The sequence below is a fragment of the Anaerobacillus sp. ABR4_321 genome (genome assembly GCF_056158505.1).
The window spans coordinates 2814800-2833627 of record NZ_JBSWTK010000001.1 but is presented as its reverse complement, the minus strand read 5'-3'; the positions used below and the strand labels follow the sequence as shown (position 1 = coordinate 2833627).

Annotated in this window: 18 protein-coding genes; 16 read left to right on the top strand and 2 right to left on the bottom strand. The window is 42.1% G+C overall.

Features of this window, described 5'->3' with window-relative positions; genetic code table 11:
* The first annotated feature begins 136 nt into the window (after nucleotides 1-136).
* The 10 genes from asd to ACXADT_RS14695 all read left to right on the top strand — a co-directional run bounded on the left by asd (nucleotide 137) and on the right by ACXADT_RS14695 (nucleotide 12209).
* Entirely contained in the window at nucleotides 137-1183 is a 1047-nt protein-coding gene (asd, locus tag ACXADT_RS14740; RefSeq protein ID WP_270181884.1) for an aspartate-semialdehyde dehydrogenase, read from the top strand.
* A gap of 19 nt (nucleotides 1184-1202) precedes the next feature.
* A complete protein-coding gene (gene dapG / locus ACXADT_RS14735) occupies nucleotides 1203-2459 on the top strand; it encodes an aspartate kinase (RefSeq protein ID WP_474831751.1) in 1257 nt (418 codons plus the stop codon).
* A gap of 25 nt (nucleotides 2460-2484) precedes the next feature.
* Complete coding sequence (dapA, locus tag ACXADT_RS14730; RefSeq protein WP_270181886.1) at nucleotides 2485-3351, top strand: 4-hydroxy-tetrahydrodipicolinate synthase; 867 nt, start codon at nucleotides 2485-2487, stop codon at nucleotides 3349-3351.
* Between the two features lie 100 nt (nucleotides 3352-3451).
* Nucleotides 3452-4204, top strand: coding sequence for a ClpP family protease (locus ACXADT_RS14725; protein WP_270181887.1), 753 nt, complete (start codon nucleotides 3452-3454; stop codon nucleotides 4202-4204).
* The gene (locus tag ACXADT_RS14720; protein WP_270181888.1) at nucleotides 4201-4425 is read left to right on the top strand and encodes a YlzJ-like family protein; all 225 of its coding nucleotides are present in this window, start codon (nucleotides 4201-4203) and stop codon (nucleotides 4423-4425) included. Before ACXADT_RS14725 ends, ACXADT_RS14720 begins: the two co-directional genes overlap by 4 nt.
* Nucleotides 4426-4538: 113 nt before the next feature.
* Nucleotides 4539-6881 (top strand): FtsK/SpoIIIE family DNA translocase, encoded by a 2343-nt coding sequence (locus tag ACXADT_RS14715; protein ID WP_474831749.1) that lies wholly within the window; start codon nucleotides 4539-4541, stop codon nucleotides 6879-6881.
* 556 nt (nucleotides 6882-7437) lie between these two features.
* Nucleotides 7438-8535, top strand: coding sequence for a BMP family lipoprotein (locus ACXADT_RS14710; protein WP_270181890.1), 1098 nt, complete (start codon nucleotides 7438-7440; stop codon nucleotides 8533-8535).
* 126 nt (nucleotides 8536-8661) lie between these two features.
* Nucleotides 8662-10191, top strand: a complete 1530-nt coding sequence (locus ACXADT_RS14705; protein ID WP_270181891.1) for an ABC transporter ATP-binding protein — start codon at nucleotides 8662-8664, stop codon at nucleotides 10189-10191.
* A gap of 2 nt (nucleotides 10192-10193) precedes the next feature.
* Nucleotides 10194-11246, top strand: a complete 1053-nt coding sequence (locus tag ACXADT_RS14700) for an ABC transporter permease (RefSeq protein WP_270182067.1) — start codon at nucleotides 10194-10196, stop codon at nucleotides 11244-11246.
* Entirely contained in the window at nucleotides 11247-12209 is a 963-nt protein-coding gene (locus ACXADT_RS14695) for an ABC transporter permease (protein ID WP_270181892.1), read from the top strand.
* Nucleotides 12210-12543: 334 nt separating this feature from the next.
* On the opposite strand, the gene ACXADT_RS14690 is transcribed toward ACXADT_RS14695, so the two are convergent.
* Together ACXADT_RS14690 and ACXADT_RS14685 are read right to left on the bottom strand one after the other, a co-directional pair.
* Nucleotides 12544-12666 carry a hypothetical protein gene (locus ACXADT_RS14690; protein WP_474831748.1) on the bottom strand — a complete coding sequence of 41 codons (123 nt, stop codon included), beginning with the start codon at nucleotides 12664-12666 and terminating at the stop codon, nucleotides 12544-12546.
* 234 nt (nucleotides 12667-12900) lie between these two features.
* Complete coding sequence (locus tag ACXADT_RS14685) at nucleotides 12901-13023, bottom strand: hypothetical protein (RefSeq protein WP_474831746.1); 123 nt, start codon at nucleotides 13021-13023, stop codon at nucleotides 12901-12903.
* Between the two features lie 271 nt (nucleotides 13024-13294).
* Here ACXADT_RS14685 and yfmF point away from each other — a divergent pair, with 271 nt between their 5' ends.
* From yfmF to ACXADT_RS14655, 6 genes are all read left to right on the top strand, one after another.
* On the top strand, nucleotides 13295-14572 hold the full coding sequence (yfmF, locus tag ACXADT_RS14680; RefSeq protein WP_270181895.1) for an EF-P 5-aminopentanol modification-associated protein YfmF: 1278 nt from the start codon (nucleotides 13295-13297) through the stop codon (nucleotides 14570-14572).
* A gap of 2 nt (nucleotides 14573-14574) precedes the next feature.
* Nucleotides 14575-15858 (top strand): EF-P 5-aminopentanol modification-associated protein YfmH, encoded by a 1284-nt coding sequence (gene yfmH, locus ACXADT_RS14675; RefSeq protein WP_474831745.1) that lies wholly within the window; start codon nucleotides 14575-14577, stop codon nucleotides 15856-15858.
* Nucleotides 15859-15907: 49 nt separating this feature from the next.
* The gene (gene ymfI / locus ACXADT_RS14670) at nucleotides 15908-16618 is read left to right on the top strand and encodes an elongation factor P 5-aminopentanone reductase (RefSeq protein WP_270181897.1); all 711 of its coding nucleotides are present in this window, start codon (nucleotides 15908-15910) and stop codon (nucleotides 16616-16618) included.
* A 71-nt stretch (nucleotides 16619-16689) separates the two neighbouring features.
* A complete protein-coding gene (locus ACXADT_RS14665; protein WP_224882202.1) occupies nucleotides 16690-16944 on the top strand; it encodes a DUF3243 domain-containing protein in 255 nt (84 codons plus the stop codon).
* 158 nt (nucleotides 16945-17102) lie between these two features.
* The gene (locus tag ACXADT_RS14660) at nucleotides 17103-17888 is read left to right on the top strand and encodes a DUF3388 domain-containing protein (protein WP_474831743.1); all 786 of its coding nucleotides are present in this window, start codon (nucleotides 17103-17105) and stop codon (nucleotides 17886-17888) included.
* 17 nt (nucleotides 17889-17905) lie between these two features.
* The gene (locus ACXADT_RS14655) at nucleotides 17906-18823 is read left to right on the top strand and encodes a helix-turn-helix domain-containing protein (RefSeq protein WP_474812067.1); all 918 of its coding nucleotides are present in this window, start codon (nucleotides 17906-17908) and stop codon (nucleotides 18821-18823) included.
* Nucleotides 18824-18828 lie beyond the last annotated feature (5 nt).

The window sequence follows — 18828 nt, the reverse complement described above, 5'->3', positions numbered from 1 at the left end:
AACAGTTTTTCTTTCTTTAAAACAGGTTTATGATAGAATAGAGAATAAAATCACCAGATCTTGAGGAGAAACGTAGGTTTCTCCTTCTGTTGTGCTGGGTATTGAATGATTGGAATATGGAAGGAGAATTATTAACATGAGCGTTAAACAATTTCACGTAGCAGTAGTTGGAGCAACAGGTGCAGTCGGACAACAAATGATTAAAACACTAGAAGAACGAGATTTTCCGATCTCGACCTTAACGCTCCTTTCATCATCACGTTCAGCTGGAACGAAAGTGTCATTTAAGGGCCAAGAAGTGACAGTTCAAGAAGCAAAACCTGAATCATTCATTGGCGTCGATCTGGCTTTATTTAGTGCAGGAGGCGGAATTTCAAAACAATTAGCACCTGCTGCAGTGAGGCATGGTGCGATTGTTGTTGATAACACGAGTGCATTCAGAATGAACGAAGATGTACCTCTCGTCGTACCAGAAGTGAATGAAAGAGATTTAAACGATCATAAAGGAATCATTGCCAACCCTAATTGCTCGACGATCCAGATGGTCGCAGCACTCGAGCCCTTGAAGCAAGCATACGGCCTAAACAAGATTATCGTATCCACGTACCAAGCTGTAAGCGGTGCAGGAGCGAATGCGGTTACGGAAATGAAAGAACAGTCGAAAGCCGTATTAGAAGGTCAGGATCATACTCCTGAGTACCTACCAGTAAAAGGTGATAAGAAACATTATCCAATTGCGTTTAACGCAATTCCTCAAATAGATATGTTTGAAGAAAATGGATTTACTTTCGAAGAAATGAAAATGATAAACGAGACGAAGAAGATTATGCATGATGCTGAGCTTGAAGTAGCAGCGACATGTGTACGCCTACCGATTGAAACAGGTCACGCTGAATCCGTATACGTCGAGATTGAGAGCGATGATGTTTCAGTAGAGCAGATCAGAGAGCTATTGAGCAATGCGCCTGGTGTTACGCTTCAAGATGATCCAACGAATCAAGTATATCCGATGCCTGTCGATGCGGTTGGTAAACCAGATGTGTTCGTTGGACGCATAAGACAAGATCTTGACCGAAAAAATGGCTTTCATATGTGGATTGTCTCTGATAATCTACTGAAGGGGGCAGCGTGGAACTCGGTGCAAATCGCTGAAAGTCTTGCAGCCCTAAATATATTGAAATAGACTGAAGAAGGTGTGCGAAATGAAAGTCATCGTCCAGAAGTTTGGTGGCACTTCATTAAAAAGTGAAGACGGAAGAAATCGAGCAGTAAATCATATAAAAGATGCAGTTAGAGATGGATACAAAGTCGTCGTCGTTGTATCAGCTATGGGCCGATTCGGCGACCCGTATGCGACGGACACGCTACTTGGACTGATAGGTGATCGTAATCGAAAAGTAACGTCAAGAGAATATGATCTACTCGTATCGTGCGGTGAAAGTATTTCATCTGTCGTGTTCTCTAACATGCTTCTTGAAGAAGGACTGAAAGCTACTGCTTATACAGGAGGGCAGGCTGGATTCATCACGACGGGTGAACATAGTAAAGCCCGGATTCTAGAGATGAGAACAGAGCGTTTATCTGAAGAGTTAAATACGATGGACGTTGTTGTCGTTACAGGCTTCCAAGGAATAACAGAAAAAGGAGATGTGACGACCCTTGGTAGAGGAGGAAGCGATACGTCAGCTGCAGCTTTAGGAGCGGCTCTTTCAGCTGAATGGGTAGATATCTTTACAGACGTAGAAGGAATCATGACAGCTGACCCTCGCCTAGTAGAGAAGGCACGTCCTCTTTCGATCGTCACATACAACGAAGTGTGCAACATGGCATATCAAGGGGCAAAGGTCATCCATCCTCGAGCAGTTGAAATTGCGATGCAATCCAAGGTTCCGATGAGGATTCGTTCAACTTACTCGTCTTCCACAGGAACGCTTGTAACTTCTATGAAGGGTAATCCTGCAGGAGAACAAGTTGTTGATCGGCTCATTACAGGAATCGCCCATGTGAATGGAGTTTCACAAATAAAAGTATTTGCCAAAGAAGGGCAATACGATTTACAGTCGAAAGTGTTTAAAGCAATGGCGATTGAAGGGATCAGTGTTGATTTCATCAACATAAGTCCAACAGGAGTCGTCTACACTGTCATGGAAGAAATGACGGAAAAAGCAGTGAAAACGTTAAACGATATGGGTTACGATCCTGTCGTCATCGAAAACTGTGCTAAAGTATCTGCAGTAGGAGCAGGAATGAGCGGAGTCCCAGGGGTTACCTCAAAAATCGTCGAGGCGTTAGCGGGGCAGAACATCGACATTCTACAATCTGCAGATTCACATACCACCATATGGGTTCTAGTAAAACAAAACGACCTTTCTGCAGCTGTGAACGCACTGCATGAAACGTTTTATCTACACTTAGAGCCAGGTACAGAAGAAGTAGAACAGATGATGGATCAGCGGTAACCCAGAAGCAAGGAGTGGGTAGAAAATGAATTTTGGAAAAGTACTTACAGCAATGGTGACGCCATTCGATCGTAAAGGATACGTGGATTTCACCAAAACAGAGCAGTTGATCAATTACCTGATTAAGAACGGCTCAGACGGTCTCGTGATAGCAGGTACTACTGGAGAATCACCAACGCTTTCTTCAGAAGAAAAGGTCGCGTTGTTCAAGCATTCAGTGAAAGCTTCTAACGGAAGAATTCCAATTATCGCAGGAACAGGAAGCAACAATACACATGCCACCATCGAACTTACGAAAAAGGCTGAAGATACGGGTGTCGATGCTGTTATGATCGTTTCTCCTTACTACAGCAAACCAGGTCAAAGAGGCCTATATGAGCATTTTAAAGCTGTAGCAGAGTCAACGAAGCTTCCAGTTATGATCTACAATATCCCAGGAAGATCAGTGGTCAACATGACGGCTGATACGATTGTAGAGCTATCAAAAATTGAGAACATCGTTTCAGTGAAAGAGGCTAGCGGTGATCTCGACCAAATCACAGATATCATTAGCCGTACAGATGATTCATTTTCTGTATATAGTGGTGACGACGGTCTTACACTTCCGATCGTATCAGTAGGCGGTGATGGTGTTGTTTCTGTCGCATCCCACATATTAGGTAATGAGATGCAAGAAATGATTAAAGCGTACCATGCAGGAGAAGTAAAGGAAGCAGCCGCAATTCATAGAAAGATCCTTCCAACTATGAATGAACTGTTCAAAGCTCCAAGCCCTTCTCCAGTTAAAACTGCACTACAGCTAAAAGGTTTAGATGTAGGAAGCGTTCGTCTACCGATGCTGCCTCTAACAGCAGAAGAACGTTCTTCACTAGCAGCAGTATTAAACAAATAAAGTTTGAAAGCAGACGCCCACGCGTCTGCTTTTCTTTTTGAATTGAAAAACAAGTCGACGTTCATACTACTAATACCAGAGTGAGGAAGGAGAACCCAGTATGAACTTCGAACAGAATGAAACACCGAATCCATCAACTCAGCCTGATCCGAAGAAAGATGATCAGTCGAAATCTACGCTTGTCGATAAAATCCAGCAATTAGGACAAACGAATGTCCCAAGCATGGAACATTCAAACATCCATTGTTTAACGATCGTGGGCCAGATTGAGGGACATGTTCAGCTCCCACCCCAAAACAAAACAACGAAATACGAACACCTTATTCCACAAATCGTAGCGATCGAGCAAAATCCTAAAATTGAAGGTGTCTTAATCTTATTGAATACGGTAGGTGGAGATGTAGAAGCAGGTCTTGCAATATCAGAAATGATCGCTTCTTTATCTAAACCATGTGTATCGATCGTTTTAGGAGGAGGGCATTCGATCGGCGTTCCAATTGCAGTCGCTGCAAACTATTCGTTTATTGCTGAAACGGCAACGATGACCATTCACCCAGTCCGATTAACAGGTCTCGTGATCGGTGTACCTCAAACGTTTGAATACTTAGATAAAATGCAAGAGCGTGTCGTGAGTTTTGTCACAAGACACTCCAACATTTCAGAAGATAAATTCAAAGAGCTTATGTTTTCTAGGGGTAATCTGACGAGGGATATTGGCACAAATGTAGTCGGTCAAGATGCGGTGAATTATGGATTGATCGATGAAGTTGGAGCAGTAGGACAGGCGATGAAAAAGCTGAACGGATTGATTGAGGATTATAAAGGAACACAGGAAGGAGAAGTTGTACAGTGATCCTTTATACGATTTTACCGAATGAAGCCGTATTTCCAACTGAACAAAGTGCTTATGAGCAGCAACAGGTGATCGACTGGAATGGCGTACAGCTCGTTGTTGAACGTACTTCACACAGTGAATGTCGAGTCGTTCAAGTACTGAGTACAGATCCTCAAGATTTTTTAAATGAATCGACACAGCCTGGGCAGATGTTGACGTTAACGCCGCCTCAAAAATAGAGCCTATAGCACCACGGTAACATGTGGTATACTAGGAATAGATTGGTGAGAAAAAAAGCAGCCGGAAACGGCTGCTTTTTCGCACCAGCTACGGCTTGTAATGAGGTGAGAATATGGCAAAAAGACGAAAAAGAAAAAAGACGACAACAAAGAAAAAACAGGCCTGGCAATCACAAGTAAAAATGGAATTTATCGGTCTGACTATTCTTGCATTCACGATTCTAGGTGTATTGAAGATGGGGATCGTTGGTCGAGCGTTCTATCATATGTTCCGATTTTTCGCAGGGGAATGGTACGGCTTAATCGTAGCTGGATTTGTTCTATTCGCTTGTTACTTAATCGTTAAGAGAAAAATGCCGAGCTTTTGGACAAGAAGACTCTCGGGATTTTATTTATTGAGCGTATCATTATTATTGTTAAGCCATGTGGGTCTATTTGAAACATTGTCCCGAAATGGAGAGTGGGAAAATGCATCTGTGATTCTCAATACATACGAACTCTTCCAAATGGGGGTAACAGACCCAGCTAACCCAGGTCCACTTGGTGGAGGCATGATCGGTGCTCTGCTATTCGCATTCTGTTATAGGCTTTTCGATGCTGCAGGTACACAAGTGATTGCATTTCTGCTCATCCTACTTTCTTTCGTTCTAATTACAGGAAAGTCTTTCAGCGACGTATTTGGAAAAGCGATCGAATGGGTGAAAGCCTTTGTCCTTAATACGTATGATGAAGCAAAAACACTGATGGCAGATAGTAAAAAGTCTCGAAAAGATAAGAAAGAACGTCAGCAAGCACTTAAGAAAGAAGAAGAAGCAATACCTGAAGAACAAAAAACGTACGATCTCTCATCTGATGAAGAAGGGGATTTTGAGCCTGAGATACGTACATTTACTGAAAGTGCATATGCAAATCAAGAGCCACAACAAGAGGCTACCGAATCAAAGCCTGAACAAGTAAAAACAGAACCGAAAGAACCTCAAGAAGATAAGCCTCTTCAAACACTCACAGTTGGAGAACTTGAGAACAAAGATTATAAATTACCATCCCTTTCACTACTTCAACCGCCGAAGAAAATCACGCAAGAGAATGAGCGTCAACAAATCTCAGCAAACGCTAGAAAACTAGAGAAGACGTTTGAAAGCTTCGGTGTAAAAGCGAAGGTAATGAAAGTACACCTTGGACCAGCTGTTACGAAGTATGAAGTGTACCCAGACACTGGTGTAAAGGTTAGTAAAATTGTAAACCTTACTGACGATCTTGCATTAGCTTTAGCTGCAAGAGATCTACGTATAGAGGCTCCTATTCCAGGGAAGTCTGCCATTGGAATTGAAGTACCAAACTCAGAAGTGGCGATGGTAACGCTCCGTGAAGTGTTAGAGTCAAAAGAGTATCAGTCTCACGATTCCAAAGTTGCGATTGGGTTTGGAAGAGATATTTCTGGCGAAGCGGTCATCTCAGACCTTTCCCGTATGCCGCACCTTCTCGTCGCAGGTGCGACAGGGAGTGGAAAAAGTGTTTGTATTAACGGAATCATTGCAAGCATCATGCTAAAGGCGAAACCTCATGAAGTGAAGATGATGATGATCGACCCAAAAATGGTCGAACTAAATGTTTACAATGGGATTCCGCACTTGCTCGCTCCTGTTGTTACTGATCCTAAGAAAGCTTCACAAGCGTTGAAAAAAGTAGTGAGTGAAATGGAGCGGCGTTATGAGCTCTTTTCACATAGTGGAACGAGAAACATCGAAGGGTACAACAATTACATCAAGCGCCATAACGAAACTGCTGAATCAAAGCAACCAACGTTGCCTTATATCGTCGTTATCGTGGATGAGTTAGCTGATTTGATGATGGTTGCTTCGAGTGATGTGGAAGATGCGATTACAAGGCTCGCACAAATGGCCCGTGCTGCTGGTATCCACTTAATCATCGCTACACAACGACCATCTGTTGATGTGATCACTGGCGTAATCAAAGCAAACATCCCATCTCGTATTGCGTTTAGCGTGTCATCCCAAACAGATTCTAGAACGATCCTAGATATGGGTGGCGCCGAAAAGCTACTCGGAAAAGGGGATATGCTTTTCCTACCAGTAGGCGCGAACAAACCTAAACGAGTTCAAGGTGCATTCTTATCAGATGAAGAAGTTGAGGAGCTTGTCGATTTTGTCATTGCGCAGCAAAAAGCTCAGTATCAAGAAGAAATGATTCCAACTGATAAGCCTGAACAAGACCAACCTGAAGTGGAAGATGACTTGTACGATGATGCCGTTCAGCTCATCACAGAGATGCAAACAGCATCTGTATCGATGCTGCAACGTCGATTTAGAATCGGATATACAAGAGCAGCGAGGTTGATCGATGCGATGGAAGCAAGAGGAGTCGTTGGACCTTATGAAGGCAGTAAACCAAGAGAAGTTCTTGTAAGTAAAGAAGAAGAAGCACAGTCAAGTTAAGTACTTTGCATTACAGGCTGTTGAAAAGTCTTAAGACGATTGACGAGCTGAAAAGTGGTTAGCATAATTGCTCGGAAAGTTTTACTCGATTTGAATGTTTTCCAGTAGGAGTGAATACCTCTTGACTCCCGTGGTCCAACGGGCGTTCGAGACTCAGGTTGGACGGTTTTTGTCCAATTTGAGGCTCGGGCGTTCGTCCACAGGAAAGCAAGAGGTATTCAAACTCCTACGTCATAGGGACCACAATATTCTAAGTTTACCAACAAGCTAAGAAGCACTGTCCAGTTAAGGACTATGCTTCTTTTTTTTGCTAAAAGCCGGCAAAGAGAGAGAATTCACCTCCGATTTTAAATATTAGTAATCGAGCTTTTTTTCAAAAAACTATTTATTTATCTTATTAATAATGGTATAGTTATGTCGAAAAATGACTTATTTTTCAAATCGTTTTCATAGAAGGATATTTTATCCAAAAATATTTTGATCACTATGAAAACGGATACAAACTTGTTCCTAGATTGCTAGGCTTAAGTTAATTACCATTGGGGGGATTAGGAAGATGAGAAAGAAGTATGGTTTTATGATGTCAGCTGTTTTAGCTGCAGGTACGCTGTTATCAGCGTGTGGTTCGAACGACACGAGTGGTGAGAACGCTGGCGGCGGTAGCGGAGAAGGAGACAAAAATAACTTCAAAGTTGCTATGGTTACAGATACTGGCGGTGTAGATGATAAGTCCTTTAACCAATCAGCTTGGGAAGGACTACAAGAGTTTGGTGGAGAGAATGGACTAGAAGAAGATAAAGGGTACAAGTACGTACAATCCACTGCAGCAAGTGATTATCAACCAAACCTATCAGGTCTTGTGCGTGATAACTATGACTTGATCTTCGGAATTGGATTTTTAATGCAGCAAGATATTCAAGCGATTGCTCAGCAAAAGCCTGAAGCTCAGCTTGCTTTAGTAGATAGTGTAGCAGTAAACGAGAGTGGCGAGCCTCTAGAGAACGTAGCAAGTATTACATTTAAAGAACATCAAGGTTCATTCCTAGTTGGAGTTATCGCTGGAATGCAAACAAAAACAAATAAAGTAGGCTTTATCGGTGGAGTAGATTCCGAGCTTATCAAGAAATTTGAGAGCGGATTTAAAGCAGGTGTTAAATCTGTAAATCCTGACGCTGAGATCTTCGAACAGTATGCTGGTGACTTTAACGCAGCTGAGAAGGGACAAGCAATTGCTGGAACACTTTACGATAAAGGTGCAGATATCATTTACCATGCTGCAGGTGGAACAGGAAACGGCGTGTTCACTGAAGCGAAGAACCGTGCGAAAAACGGAGAAGAAGTTTGGGTTATCGGTGTAGACCGTGACCAGCATGAAGAAGGTATGCCTGAGAACGTAACGCTTACTTCTATGGTTAAGCGTGTTGATACTGCAGTTATGGAAGTGTCAAAACAAACGATGGAAGATAACTTCCCAGGTGGAAAAGTTACAGAGTTTGGTCTTGAAGAAGACGGTGTAGGTATCGCTGAAACACAAGAAAACGTTTCTGAAGAAGCACTGAAAAAAGTAGAAGAGTATAAAGAGAAAATCCAGAATGGCGAATTAGAAGTTCCTAAAACTGACGAAGAATACGAAGCGTTCGAAAGCTCTCTATAAGGAGTATCGAAGCAGGGGCTTCGTCGGTCCTGGAGAAAGTCTCATCTTGAAAATAGCATGTCGAAGGCTAGTACTTTCATAGGCTAGCCTTTGTTTTATGTTAGCGCATAAGGGAGTGAAATCTGTATGGAGTATGTTATTGAAATGAGAAACATTCGTAAGGAGTTCCCTGGAATTGTTGCGAATGATAATATCACCCTTCAGCTACAAAAAGGCGAAATACACGCTCTTCTTGGTGAAAACGGTGCTGGAAAATCAACTTTGATGAACGTTTTATTTGGACTTTATCAGCCCGAAAAAGGTGATATCTATGTTCGGGGAAATAAAGTTCAGATCACAGATCCGAACATTGCAAATGAGCTTGGGATCGGAATGGTACACCAACACTTTATGCTTGTAGAAAAGTTTACGGTTACTGAAAATATTATTCTAGGAAACGAACCAACAAAGCAAGGGCAGGTTAACTTGAAAGAAGCTGAAAAAGAAGTAGAAGCTATTTCAAAACAATATGGTCTTGCAGTCGATCCTACAGCAAAAATAGAAGACATATCAGTTGGTATGCAGCAGCGAGTTGAAATCCTCAAAACACTTTATCGAGGTGCGGATATCCTGATTTTTGATGAGCCCACTGCAGTTCTAACACCACAGGAAATCAAAGAATTGATCGAGATCATGAAGAAATTGATTTCAGAAGGAAAATCGATCATCTTGATTACTCATAAGTTAAAAGAAATTATGGAAGTATGCGATCGGTGTACTGTAATAAGACGTGGTGTAGGAATTGGAACGGTCGACGTTTCTGAAACGAATCCGGACGATTTAGCTTCGATGATGGTAGGTAGAGAAGTAAATTTCTCAGTTGAAAAACAACCTTCACAACCAAAAGAAAGCGTTTTAGAAGTACAAAACCTCGTCGTAGAAGATGCCAGGAACGTGCCAGCTGTGAACGGACTAAACATTTCGATTAAAGCTGGAGAAATCGTCGGTATCGCTGGGGTAGATGGAAATGGACAATCAGAACTGATCGAGGCGATCACAGGCCTCAGAAAAACAAAATCCGGCAACGTTATGCTAAAGGGAAAAGACATCACGAACTGGAAACCACGTCGTGTAACTGAAAGTGGTCTTGGTCATATCCCTCAAGATAGACATAAGCATGGCCTTGTATTGGATTTTTCAATTGGCGAAAACATGGTCCTTCAGACCTACTATAAAAGACCTTTTTCGAAAAATGGAATCCTTAACTTTTCTACGATTGTAAATAAAGCGAAGTCGTTGATCAGTGAGTTTGATGTTCGTACTCCTAGTGAATCAACACCAGCGAGAGCGTTGTCAGGGGGTAATCAGCAAAAAGCGATTATCGCAAGGGAGATCGATCGTAGTCCAAATCTCCTAATTGCAGCACAGCCGACTCGTGGGCTAGACGTGGGCGCGATCGAATTTATTCACTCTAAGTTAATAGAGGAACGAGACAAAGGAAAAGCAGTACTACTCATCTCATTCGAACTTGATGAAATCATGAACGTAAGTGACCGTATCGCCGTCATCTACGAAGGAAAAATCGTTGCGATTGTAAAGCCGGAAGAAACGACCGAACAAGAACTTGGGTTACTTATGGCCGGTGGAAAGCGGAAAAAGGCTGGTGAGACATCTTGAAAATACTTAATGGGAAATGGTCAGCAATAACAGTCCCGCTTCTATCGGTAATGCTCGGTTTATTCGTCGGCGGAATCATTATGCTAGTGAGCGGTTACAACCCTTTCGTAGCATATGCTGCCCTTTTTAACGGAATCTTTTCAAATACGTATGTTCTTGGGGAAACGATTCGTCAAATGACGCCCCTTATCCTTTCAGGTATTGCAGTTGCGTTTGCTTTTCGTACCGGACTTTTCAACATCGGTGTTGAAGGGCAGCTTTTAGTAGGATGGTTAGCATCCGTGTACGTTGGCCTTCAATTTGAAGGGTTAAGTCCATTCGTTCACATTCCGCTAGCGATTTTGGCAGCTGGAGTGGCTGGTGCAATCTGGGCATTTGTGCCTGGTTTATTAAAAGCAAAATATCACGTTCATGAAGTAATCACAACGATTATGATGAACTATGTTGCGCTTCACGTAGTCAATGCCATCATTCGTACTTATCTTCTAGCACCTGGCGAAAGAACAGAAGAAATTCATCAATCTGCGTCACTTCAATCAGCATTTCTTGAAAGTGTCACGGACTTCTCACGACTACATTATGGCATTATTGTCGCGATTATTGGTGCGATCATCATGTGGTTCTTACTATGGAAAACCTCTACAGGCTACGAGCTTAGAGCTGTAGGATTCAATAAGTATGCATCAGAATATGCCGGTATTAACGTGCGTCGTAACATCATCCTTTCCATGGTCGTTTCAGGTGCATTTGCAGGAGCTGCAGGTGCGATGGAGGGACTTGGAACATATGGTTATATGACGATCATGCCAGCCTTTACTGGAGTAGGTTTCGATGGGATCGCAGTTTCATTGCTCGGTGCCAATAGTGCACTAGGTGTAGTGTTAGCTGCTGCTTTGTTCGGAGGATTGAAAATCGGTGCTTTGAACATGCAGTCTGTGGCACAAGTGCCAACTCAGCTCGTTGAAATTGTTATAGCCATGATTATTTTCTTTGTTGCATCAAGCTATCTCATTCACTGGATCAGCAATAGGGTGAACAAAAGGGGGAAAATTTAAATGGATATGATGCAGATTCTACAAATCGTCATCCCTGCAGCTATCTTTTCAGCCGCTCCCCTGATCTTCACCGCATTAGGTGGTGTATTCAGTGAACGGTCAGGTGTTGTTAACATCGGTCTGGAAGGCTTAATGCTAATGGGGGCATTTACAGGAGCATTATTCACATACTTAGGGGAACAGTGGGGAATGGGTGCAGCTTCACCTTGGTTCTCACTAATCGTCGCAATCATTATCGGAGCGCTGTTCTCACTAATCCATGCGGTTGCAAGTATTTCGTTACGAGCGGACCAAGTCGTAAGTGGTGTAGCACTAAACTTTCTAGCAGCAGGACTTGCGATCTTTTTAGTGAAGAAGATCTTTGATGCAGGTCAGACGCCAATTATTCAAGAACGTATCTATAAAACGAATGTACCATTCTTAAGTGATATTCCTTTTATCGGACCACTATTTTTCTCAAATGCTTACTATACTTCTTACATCGCGATTGCTCTTGCAGTTCTCGTTTGGTGGGTGATCTATAAGACGCCGTTCGGTTTACGCTTACGTTCGGTTGGGGAACATCCGATGGCTGCAGACACGATGGGAATCAACGTAACAAAAATGCGCTATGTTGCCGTAATGCTAAGTGGTGGGTTTGCGGGGCTAGGTGGAGCTGTTTATGCAACATCCATCGCAGGTAATTTCAGTCACGCAACGATTTCTGGCCAAGGGTTCATGGCACTTGCAGCGATGATATTCGGTAAGTGGCATCCCCTTGGTGCAATGGGAGCAGCTTTATTCTTCGGACTAGCTCAGTCACTGAGTATTACAGGACAACAAATTCCTGGGCTAAAAGAAATTCCTGAAGTTTACCTCCTCATCTCACCGTATGTCTTAACAATCCTCGCACTAGCAGGACTCGTTGGACGAGCAGATGCACCAAAAGCAATCGGTCAACCTTATGAAAAAGGAAAACGTTAGGTGAAAGTAAGAACCCTCTACATTTGTGGAGGGTTCTTTTTGTTTGGCAGCTAGTAAACTGATTAGAAATATTAGTTTAGACAATAAAAAATGATTTTGGCTAATAAAACGCGATTTTGGACAATAAAAATAGATTTTAGATAATAAAAGAAGAATTTGGACAATAACGTGTTCAGTAGGAGTGGATTTGAGCATTTTGAGTACCAAAATGTGCTTCTTTTTAAAGGTTAACAGAGGTTTTCGAATCTAAACGGTCACTTCCGCTTTTAATGTCTAGCTGCGGTGGCAGAAACTGCGATATTTCGCTCTTTCACTTGAACACAAAAAGCGTGTTCTATTTCAAGAGCTCCAATATCTTCGTTTCTAAACGATCGTCTCCGCTTTTCGTGTGTCCAGCTGCAGTGACCAGGTCCTCGATCGCTTCACATTTCAATCCGAACACAAAAACCGTGTTCATATTGAAATGCTCCAGCGCTTGTCGGACCTAAACGGTCACTTCCGCTTTTAATGTCCAGCTGCGGTGGGCAGAAACTGCGATATTTCGCTCTTTCACTTGGACACAAAAAGCGTGTTCCAGTTCAAGAGCTCCAATATCTCCGTTTCTAAACGGTCACTTCCGCTTTTAATGTCCAGCTGCGACTCGCAGAAACTACGATATTTCACTCTTTCAACAGAACACAAAAAGCGTGTTCTATTTCAAGAGCTCCAATATCTTCGTTTCTAAACGCTCGTCTTCGCTTTTCGTGTGTCCAGCTGCATTGACCAGGTCCTCGATCGCTTCACATTTCAATCCGAACACAAAAACCGTGTTCATATTGAAATGCTCCAGCGCTTGTCGGACCTAAACGGCTACTTCCGCTTTTAGTGTCCAGTTGCGGTGGGCAGAAACTGCGATATTTCGCTCTTTCACTAGAACACAAAAAGCGTGTTCCAGTTCAAGAGCTCCAATATCTCCGTTTCTAAACGCCCACCTTCGCTTTTCAAGTGTTAATTACTTACACATTGACACATACTATGGTATAAAGGGAATAAGAATTGGTTTCCTGTGTTGGAAAACGATGGAGAGATGAAAAGGAGTGAGTTGTATGGCAATTATCCCTCATGAGAAGAGCTCATGCGGCGGTTTAACGCTACATAAGATTCAGACTGAGAAGTATAAGACGACCACTGTGGTCATGCAGTTTAAGTCTCGGTTAACCGAAGATACTGTGACGAAGCGTGCGCTTCTGCCATATGTGCTTCAAAGTGGAACAGAAAATTATCCATCATCGAAGGCTCTTCGTACGGAGCTTGAAAAGCTTTATGGTGCGACGTTAGGTGTGGATTTAGCGAAGAAAGGCGACTTTCATATCATGACGTTTAGAATGGATTTTGCCAATGAGAAGTTCCTATCAGAGGATAAACCACTTCTAGAGAAAGCGCTTGGTTTGTTTGCAGAAGTGGTGATGAACCCTAAGAAAGTCGATGGGGCTTTTGATTCTTCAATCGTTGATAAAGAAAAACGCACACTTAAGCAGCGTATTCAATCGATTTACGATGATAAGATGAGATATTCCAATATGAGACTAACGGAGGAAATGTTCCCGAATGAGGCTTTTGGCCTGCATGTGTATGGAGTAAAAGACCAAATCGATGGCATCGATGCGAACAACTTATTCGAGTATTACGAAAAAGTTTGTAACGAAGACGAAGTCGACCTCTATATCGTAGGAGATTTAGACGAAATTTCGATCAAGGATTTAGTAACGGATCTATTTCCTTTTAAAGAAAGAACGCAAGCTTCTACGGACATTACTGAAAAAGCGTCGTTAGAAGTGGAAGAAAAAGAAGTGAAAGAAGAGCAGGAGATTAAACAAGGTAAGCTTCATATGGGCTTTCGTTCTGGAATTAGCTACGCGGATGATGCTTATTATGCGCTTCAGGTGTTTAACGGAATGTTCGGAGGCTTTTCACACTCAAAACTCTTTAGAAACGTTCGGGAAAAAGAGAGTCTTGCTTACTATGCGGCATCAAGATATGAAAGTCATAAAGGTTTGATCATCGTCATGTCTGGTATCGAGTTTAAGAACTATAATAAAACAGTCGACATCATCAAAGAACAGTTAACTGCGATGCAGAATGGCGATTTTAACGATGGTGAGATGAAGCAAACGAAAACAATGATTCGAAATCAGCTCCTGGAAACGGTAGACGACGCAAAAGGAATGGTAGAACTCCTTTATCATGGTGTTGTTTCTCAGAAGCTTCGATCGCTAGAAGATTGGCTGGACGGAATCGATGCGGTCACTGAAGAAGATATTAAAAAGGTAGCAGCTCAAGTGAAGCTCGACACCGTTTATTTCTTAAAAGGGGAGGAGGCATAAGGATGAGAACTATTCCATTTAATCAGCTTCAGGAAACGCTTTACCATCAAACGATGGATAACGGCCTTGATGTGTATGTACTCCCTAAGAAAGGGTTTAACAAAACATATGCCACATTTACGACGAAATACGGTTCCGTCGATAACCATTTCGTTCCATTAAATGGTTCTGAAGATGTAAAAGTTCCAGATGGGATCGCTCATTTTCTTGAGCATAAACTATTTGAAAAAGAAGATCGTGATGTTTTTCAAGATTTCAGTAAACAAGGTGCATCCTCAAATGCGTTTACGTCGTTTACGAGAACAGCTTACCTTTTCTCAACAACACAAAATGTTATGCAAAATCTTGAAACGCTTGTCGATTTCGTTCAGGCTCCTTATTTCAGCGACAAAAGTGTAGAGAAGGAAAAAGGCATCATCGGGCAAGAGATCGAAATGTACAACGATAACTCCGATTGGCGTGCGTACTTTGGTGTGATTGAAAACATGTTCCATAAGCATCCTGTAAAAATCGATATTGCAGGTACGATTGACTCGATCGCTAAGATTACAAAAGAGTCCCTTTATACGTGTTACGAGACGTTCTACCATCCTTCCAACATGCTGCTCTTTGTCGTTGGAAATGTTGATCCTGAAGAGATCATGACGTTTGTGGAAAGCAATCAAGCTTCAAAATCATACAAAGATCAACCACCGATCGAGCGTTTCTTTGATAATGAGCCAGAGAGCGTGGCAGAGAAGAAGAAGGTACTGCCGATGTCCGTTCAAGTGGCGAAGTGCCTCGTAGGATTTAAGGAACCTAATCCTGGTCGTCAAGGGAGAGAACTTCTAAAGCATGAGCTTTCGATCAATCTCGCCCTCGATTTGATGTTTGGTCAAAGCTCTGAGAATTATGAAGCATTGTATAATGAAGGACTGATCGACCAAAGCTTTTCTTATGATTTTACAGAAGAAGAAAAGTTTGGTTTCTCAGTGATGGGAAGCAACACGAGTTCTCCAGATGAACTTGCGGATCGATTGTATAAGATGGTTCAAGACTTTTCCAAAAATCCGATCGATGAGAGCCAGCTTGAGCGTATACGAAAGAAAAAGATCGGAAGCTTTTTAAGAGCTCTGAACTCACCAGAATTTATCGCAAATCAGTTCACACGTTACCGCTTCAACGACATGGATCTTTTTGAAGTTGTTCCGGTACTTGAAGAATTGACTGCAAAAGATGTAGAAGCTGCCGTTAAAAATCATTTCAGAGAAGATTCATTTACGGAATGTCAAGTAGTTCCAAAGTAAAAAAAGCACCCGCGCGGTGCTTTTTTTAGCGTAGAAAGGGAGAGTAGTGATGAAGAACGTTTTGATTACTGGAGCAAGCGGGGGGATCGGGCGAGCGACGATGAAGGAGTATATACAGAGGGGCTACCGCGTTTATGCTCATTATCATTCGAACGAAAGAAGGATTAAGGAGATGATAGCTGAATATCCGAATGCAGATATCATTCCTGTGCGTGCAGATTTATCTAACAATGCTGAACTAGATCACGTCTATCGAATTGCTGAGAAAGTCGATACGCTGATCTTAAATGCCGGATCAAGCTTTATTGGACTCTTAACAGATATGAATGATAAAGACATCGATCACATGATCACGCTGCAGTTAACGTCTTCTGTCAAGCTTGCGAAACATTACTCATCGTCGATGGTTCAACAAAAAAGTGGAAGTATCATCGTTGTATCATCTGTATGGGGGGCAACAGGTGCATCTTGTGAAGTGGTCTATTCCACTGTAAAAGGTGGATTGAATGCCTTTGTGAAAAGTTTTGCGAAAGAGCTTGGACCAAGCGGAATTCGGGTGAATGCAGTCGCTCCCGGGTACATTTCTACAAATATGAACGATTCCTTATCGAGTGAGGATGAACAGAATTTGATCGATGAGATTCCTTTAGGTCGAGCGGGTACACCTGAAGAAGTCGCAGGCGTTATAACGTTTCTAGATTCCACGAACTCTTCATATATAAGTGGACAAATTATTTCTGTTGATGGAGCTTGGATTTAAAAAGATCGGTGCATAATTGGAATCTCTTCTAGACAACATATAGGTGATGACCTAATAAAGGAGGGACAAAGATGTCTGTACTCGATAACTTTGATAGCTGGAAGGGCTTTCTGCATGACCGCCTATCTCAAGGGGAGCAGCAGGGACTTTCTCAAGAAGTAATCTCTGACGTTGCATATCAAATCGGCGGTTATTTAGCTGATGGCGTTAAAGCGAAGAATGAAGAAGAACAGTTACTAGCTGATCTATGGCATGTTGCTGATGAAGAAGAACAGCATGCGATTGCCAACATGATGGTGAAACTTGTTCAAGGTCAAAATAAATAACAAGTGCGAGAGGGGTGCTATCACCCTTCTTTTTTTATTTATTTACCAATGCAGACAAGAAAAGTAAACAAAATACTGAATCATCTCTTTTAACCTTACCTAAAATCATTTATGATTAAATAAACATGGGAAAATGTGTAGGTGTAAGGAGTTGCTATATGGAGAAGAAGGAATGGTACTTGGAATACGAAATACACAAAAATAGACCGGGTCTTCTCGGTGACATCGCATCATTATTAGGTATGCTCGGGATTAATATCATCACGATCAATGGTGTTGATAATCAGCGAAGAGGGATGCTATTACTCGTTGAACAAATTGAACAGATCGAGCGTTTAGAATCGATTTTGAACACGATGGACAACATTACAGTAACCAAGCTAAGGGAGCCAAAGCTTCGTGATCGACTCGCTGTCCGTCATGGCCGATACATACAGCGTGATGCAGATGATAAAAAGACGTTTCGATTTATTCGAGATGAGTTAGGATTACTCGTTGATTTTCTTGCGGAAATCTTTAAGCAGGATGGCCATAAGCTCGTTGGAATCAGAGGTATGCCGCGAGTTGGAAAAACAGAATCGATCGTAGCATCAAGCGTTTGTGCGAATAGAAGATGGGTTTTCCTTTCGTCTACGATGTTAAAGCAAACGGTTCGCCAGCAAATCGCTGATGATGAAATGAATAGTGATCATATTTTTATTATCGACGGAATTGTTTCTGCGAAAAGATCTTCTGAAAAGCATTGGCAATTGCTACGTGATATGATGAGGTTACCTGCAACAAAAGTTGTAGAGCATCCAGATATTTTTGTTAGAGAAACAGAGTATACGATGAATGATTTTGATTATATAATTGAATTACGTGATGATCCGGAGCAAGAGATTACATATCAAGTTATCGAAAATCAAGCTTCTGGATTTTCAGGTGGTTTTGACTTTAATTAATTGGTAGGTGTTTTCCATTGACAGAGCTAGGTCAACGATTGAAGAGTGCTCGAAACGATAAAGATTTATCACTCGATGAAATTCAATCCATAACAAAAATCCAAAAACGTTATCTTCTTGCGATAGAAGAAGGGAACTACGAACTGCTTCCAGGTAATTTTTATACGCGTGCTTTCATTAAAAACTATGCGGAAGCAGTTGGCCTTCACGGTGAAGAACTGCTGGAGGAGTATGCCTCAGAAATACCAAAATCAAACTCAGATGTACCAGAAAATCTTCCCCCTAGGCGTACGAGACCGACCGTTCCAAGTAAGCCAAACAGGTGGTCATCCGTATTTCCTTCCGTTCTAGTTATCTTATTGATCATTGGGGTAGCCTGTATCATATGGTTTGTTGTTCAAGGAAACGATGCGACAACAAGTCAAAACGGTGCGTCGAACCAAACAGAAGAACAGGTGTCGAGCGACGAAAATAGTGGAAATGCTCCTGCATCTGATGAAGTGAAAGACGAGCCAAAGGATGACTCGAAAGAAGAGCCAGCAGCTGACGAAGAGCCTTCAGCCGAAGATGAAAAAGATTCTGAAGTAAATGAAGAGCCAGAAGAGGAGCCAGCTCCTGCAATGGAAATCAATAAAACAGAAGGCAATGCATCTAGTTCAACATATGAAATTACAAATGCCGAAAAGTTTGAGATTACCGTTGAAGCAAAAGGAAGTAGCTGGGTTGCCTTAATCGGTGGAGATAATAAGAAATATATCTACGAAAGCCTCAAGAAGGATAAAAAGGTCACTCATGATTTAACGAATGTAGCTTCTGCTTCCTTACGAATCGGCAGTTCGCCAAACATTACCGTTCTTGTAAACGGTGAGAAGATCGATATCCCTAACGAACCAGTAGTCCAGAATGTTACCTTTAATTACAAAAAAGCAGAGTAGCAGCT

What these genes read in the sequence shown, in the direction of transcription:
- dapG (WP_474831751.1), top strand. Translation starts at nt 1,203, where the DNA reads ATGAAAGTCATCGTCCAGAAGTTTGGTGGCACTTCATTAAAAAGTGAA.
- ACXADT_RS14690 (WP_474831748.1), bottom strand. Translation starts at nt 12,666, where the DNA reads ATGAACACGGTTTTTGTGTTCGGATTGAAATGTGAAGCGATCGAGGAC.
- ACXADT_RS14710 (WP_270181890.1), top strand. Translation starts at nt 7,438, where the DNA reads ATGAGAAAGAAGTATGGTTTTATGATGTCAGCTGTTTTAGCTGCAGGT.
- ACXADT_RS14725 (WP_270181887.1), top strand. Translation starts at nt 3,452, where the DNA reads ATGAACTTCGAACAGAATGAAACACCGAATCCATCAACTCAGCCTGAT.
- ymfI (WP_270181897.1), top strand. Translation starts at nt 15,908, where the DNA reads ATGAAGAACGTTTTGATTACTGGAGCAAGCGGGGGGATCGGGCGAGCG.
- ACXADT_RS14705 (WP_270181891.1), top strand. Translation starts at nt 8,662, where the DNA reads ATGGAGTATGTTATTGAAATGAGAAACATTCGTAAGGAGTTCCCTGGA.
- yfmH (WP_474831745.1), top strand. Translation starts at nt 14,575, where the DNA reads ATGAGAACTATTCCATTTAATCAGCTTCAGGAAACGCTTTACCATCAA.
- ACXADT_RS14660 (WP_474831743.1), top strand. Translation starts at nt 17,103, where the DNA reads ATGGAGAAGAAGGAATGGTACTTGGAATACGAAATACACAAAAATAGA.
- dapA (WP_270181886.1), top strand. Translation starts at nt 2,485, where the DNA reads ATGAATTTTGGAAAAGTACTTACAGCAATGGTGACGCCATTCGATCGT.
- ACXADT_RS14715 (WP_474831749.1), top strand. Translation starts at nt 4,539, where the DNA reads ATGGCAAAAAGACGAAAAAGAAAAAAGACGACAACAAAGAAAAAACAG.
- yfmF (WP_270181895.1), top strand. Translation starts at nt 13,295, where the DNA reads ATGGCAATTATCCCTCATGAGAAGAGCTCATGCGGCGGTTTAACGCTA.
- ACXADT_RS14695 (WP_270181892.1), top strand. Translation starts at nt 11,247, where the DNA reads ATGGATATGATGCAGATTCTACAAATCGTCATCCCTGCAGCTATCTTT.
- ACXADT_RS14685 (WP_474831746.1), bottom strand. Translation starts at nt 13,023, where the DNA reads ATGAACACGGTTTTTGTGTTCGGATTGAAATGTGAAGCGATCGAGGAC.
- ACXADT_RS14665 (WP_224882202.1), top strand. Translation starts at nt 16,690, where the DNA reads ATGTCTGTACTCGATAACTTTGATAGCTGGAAGGGCTTTCTGCATGAC.
- asd (WP_270181884.1), top strand. Translation starts at nt 137, where the DNA reads ATGAGCGTTAAACAATTTCACGTAGCAGTAGTTGGAGCAACAGGTGCA.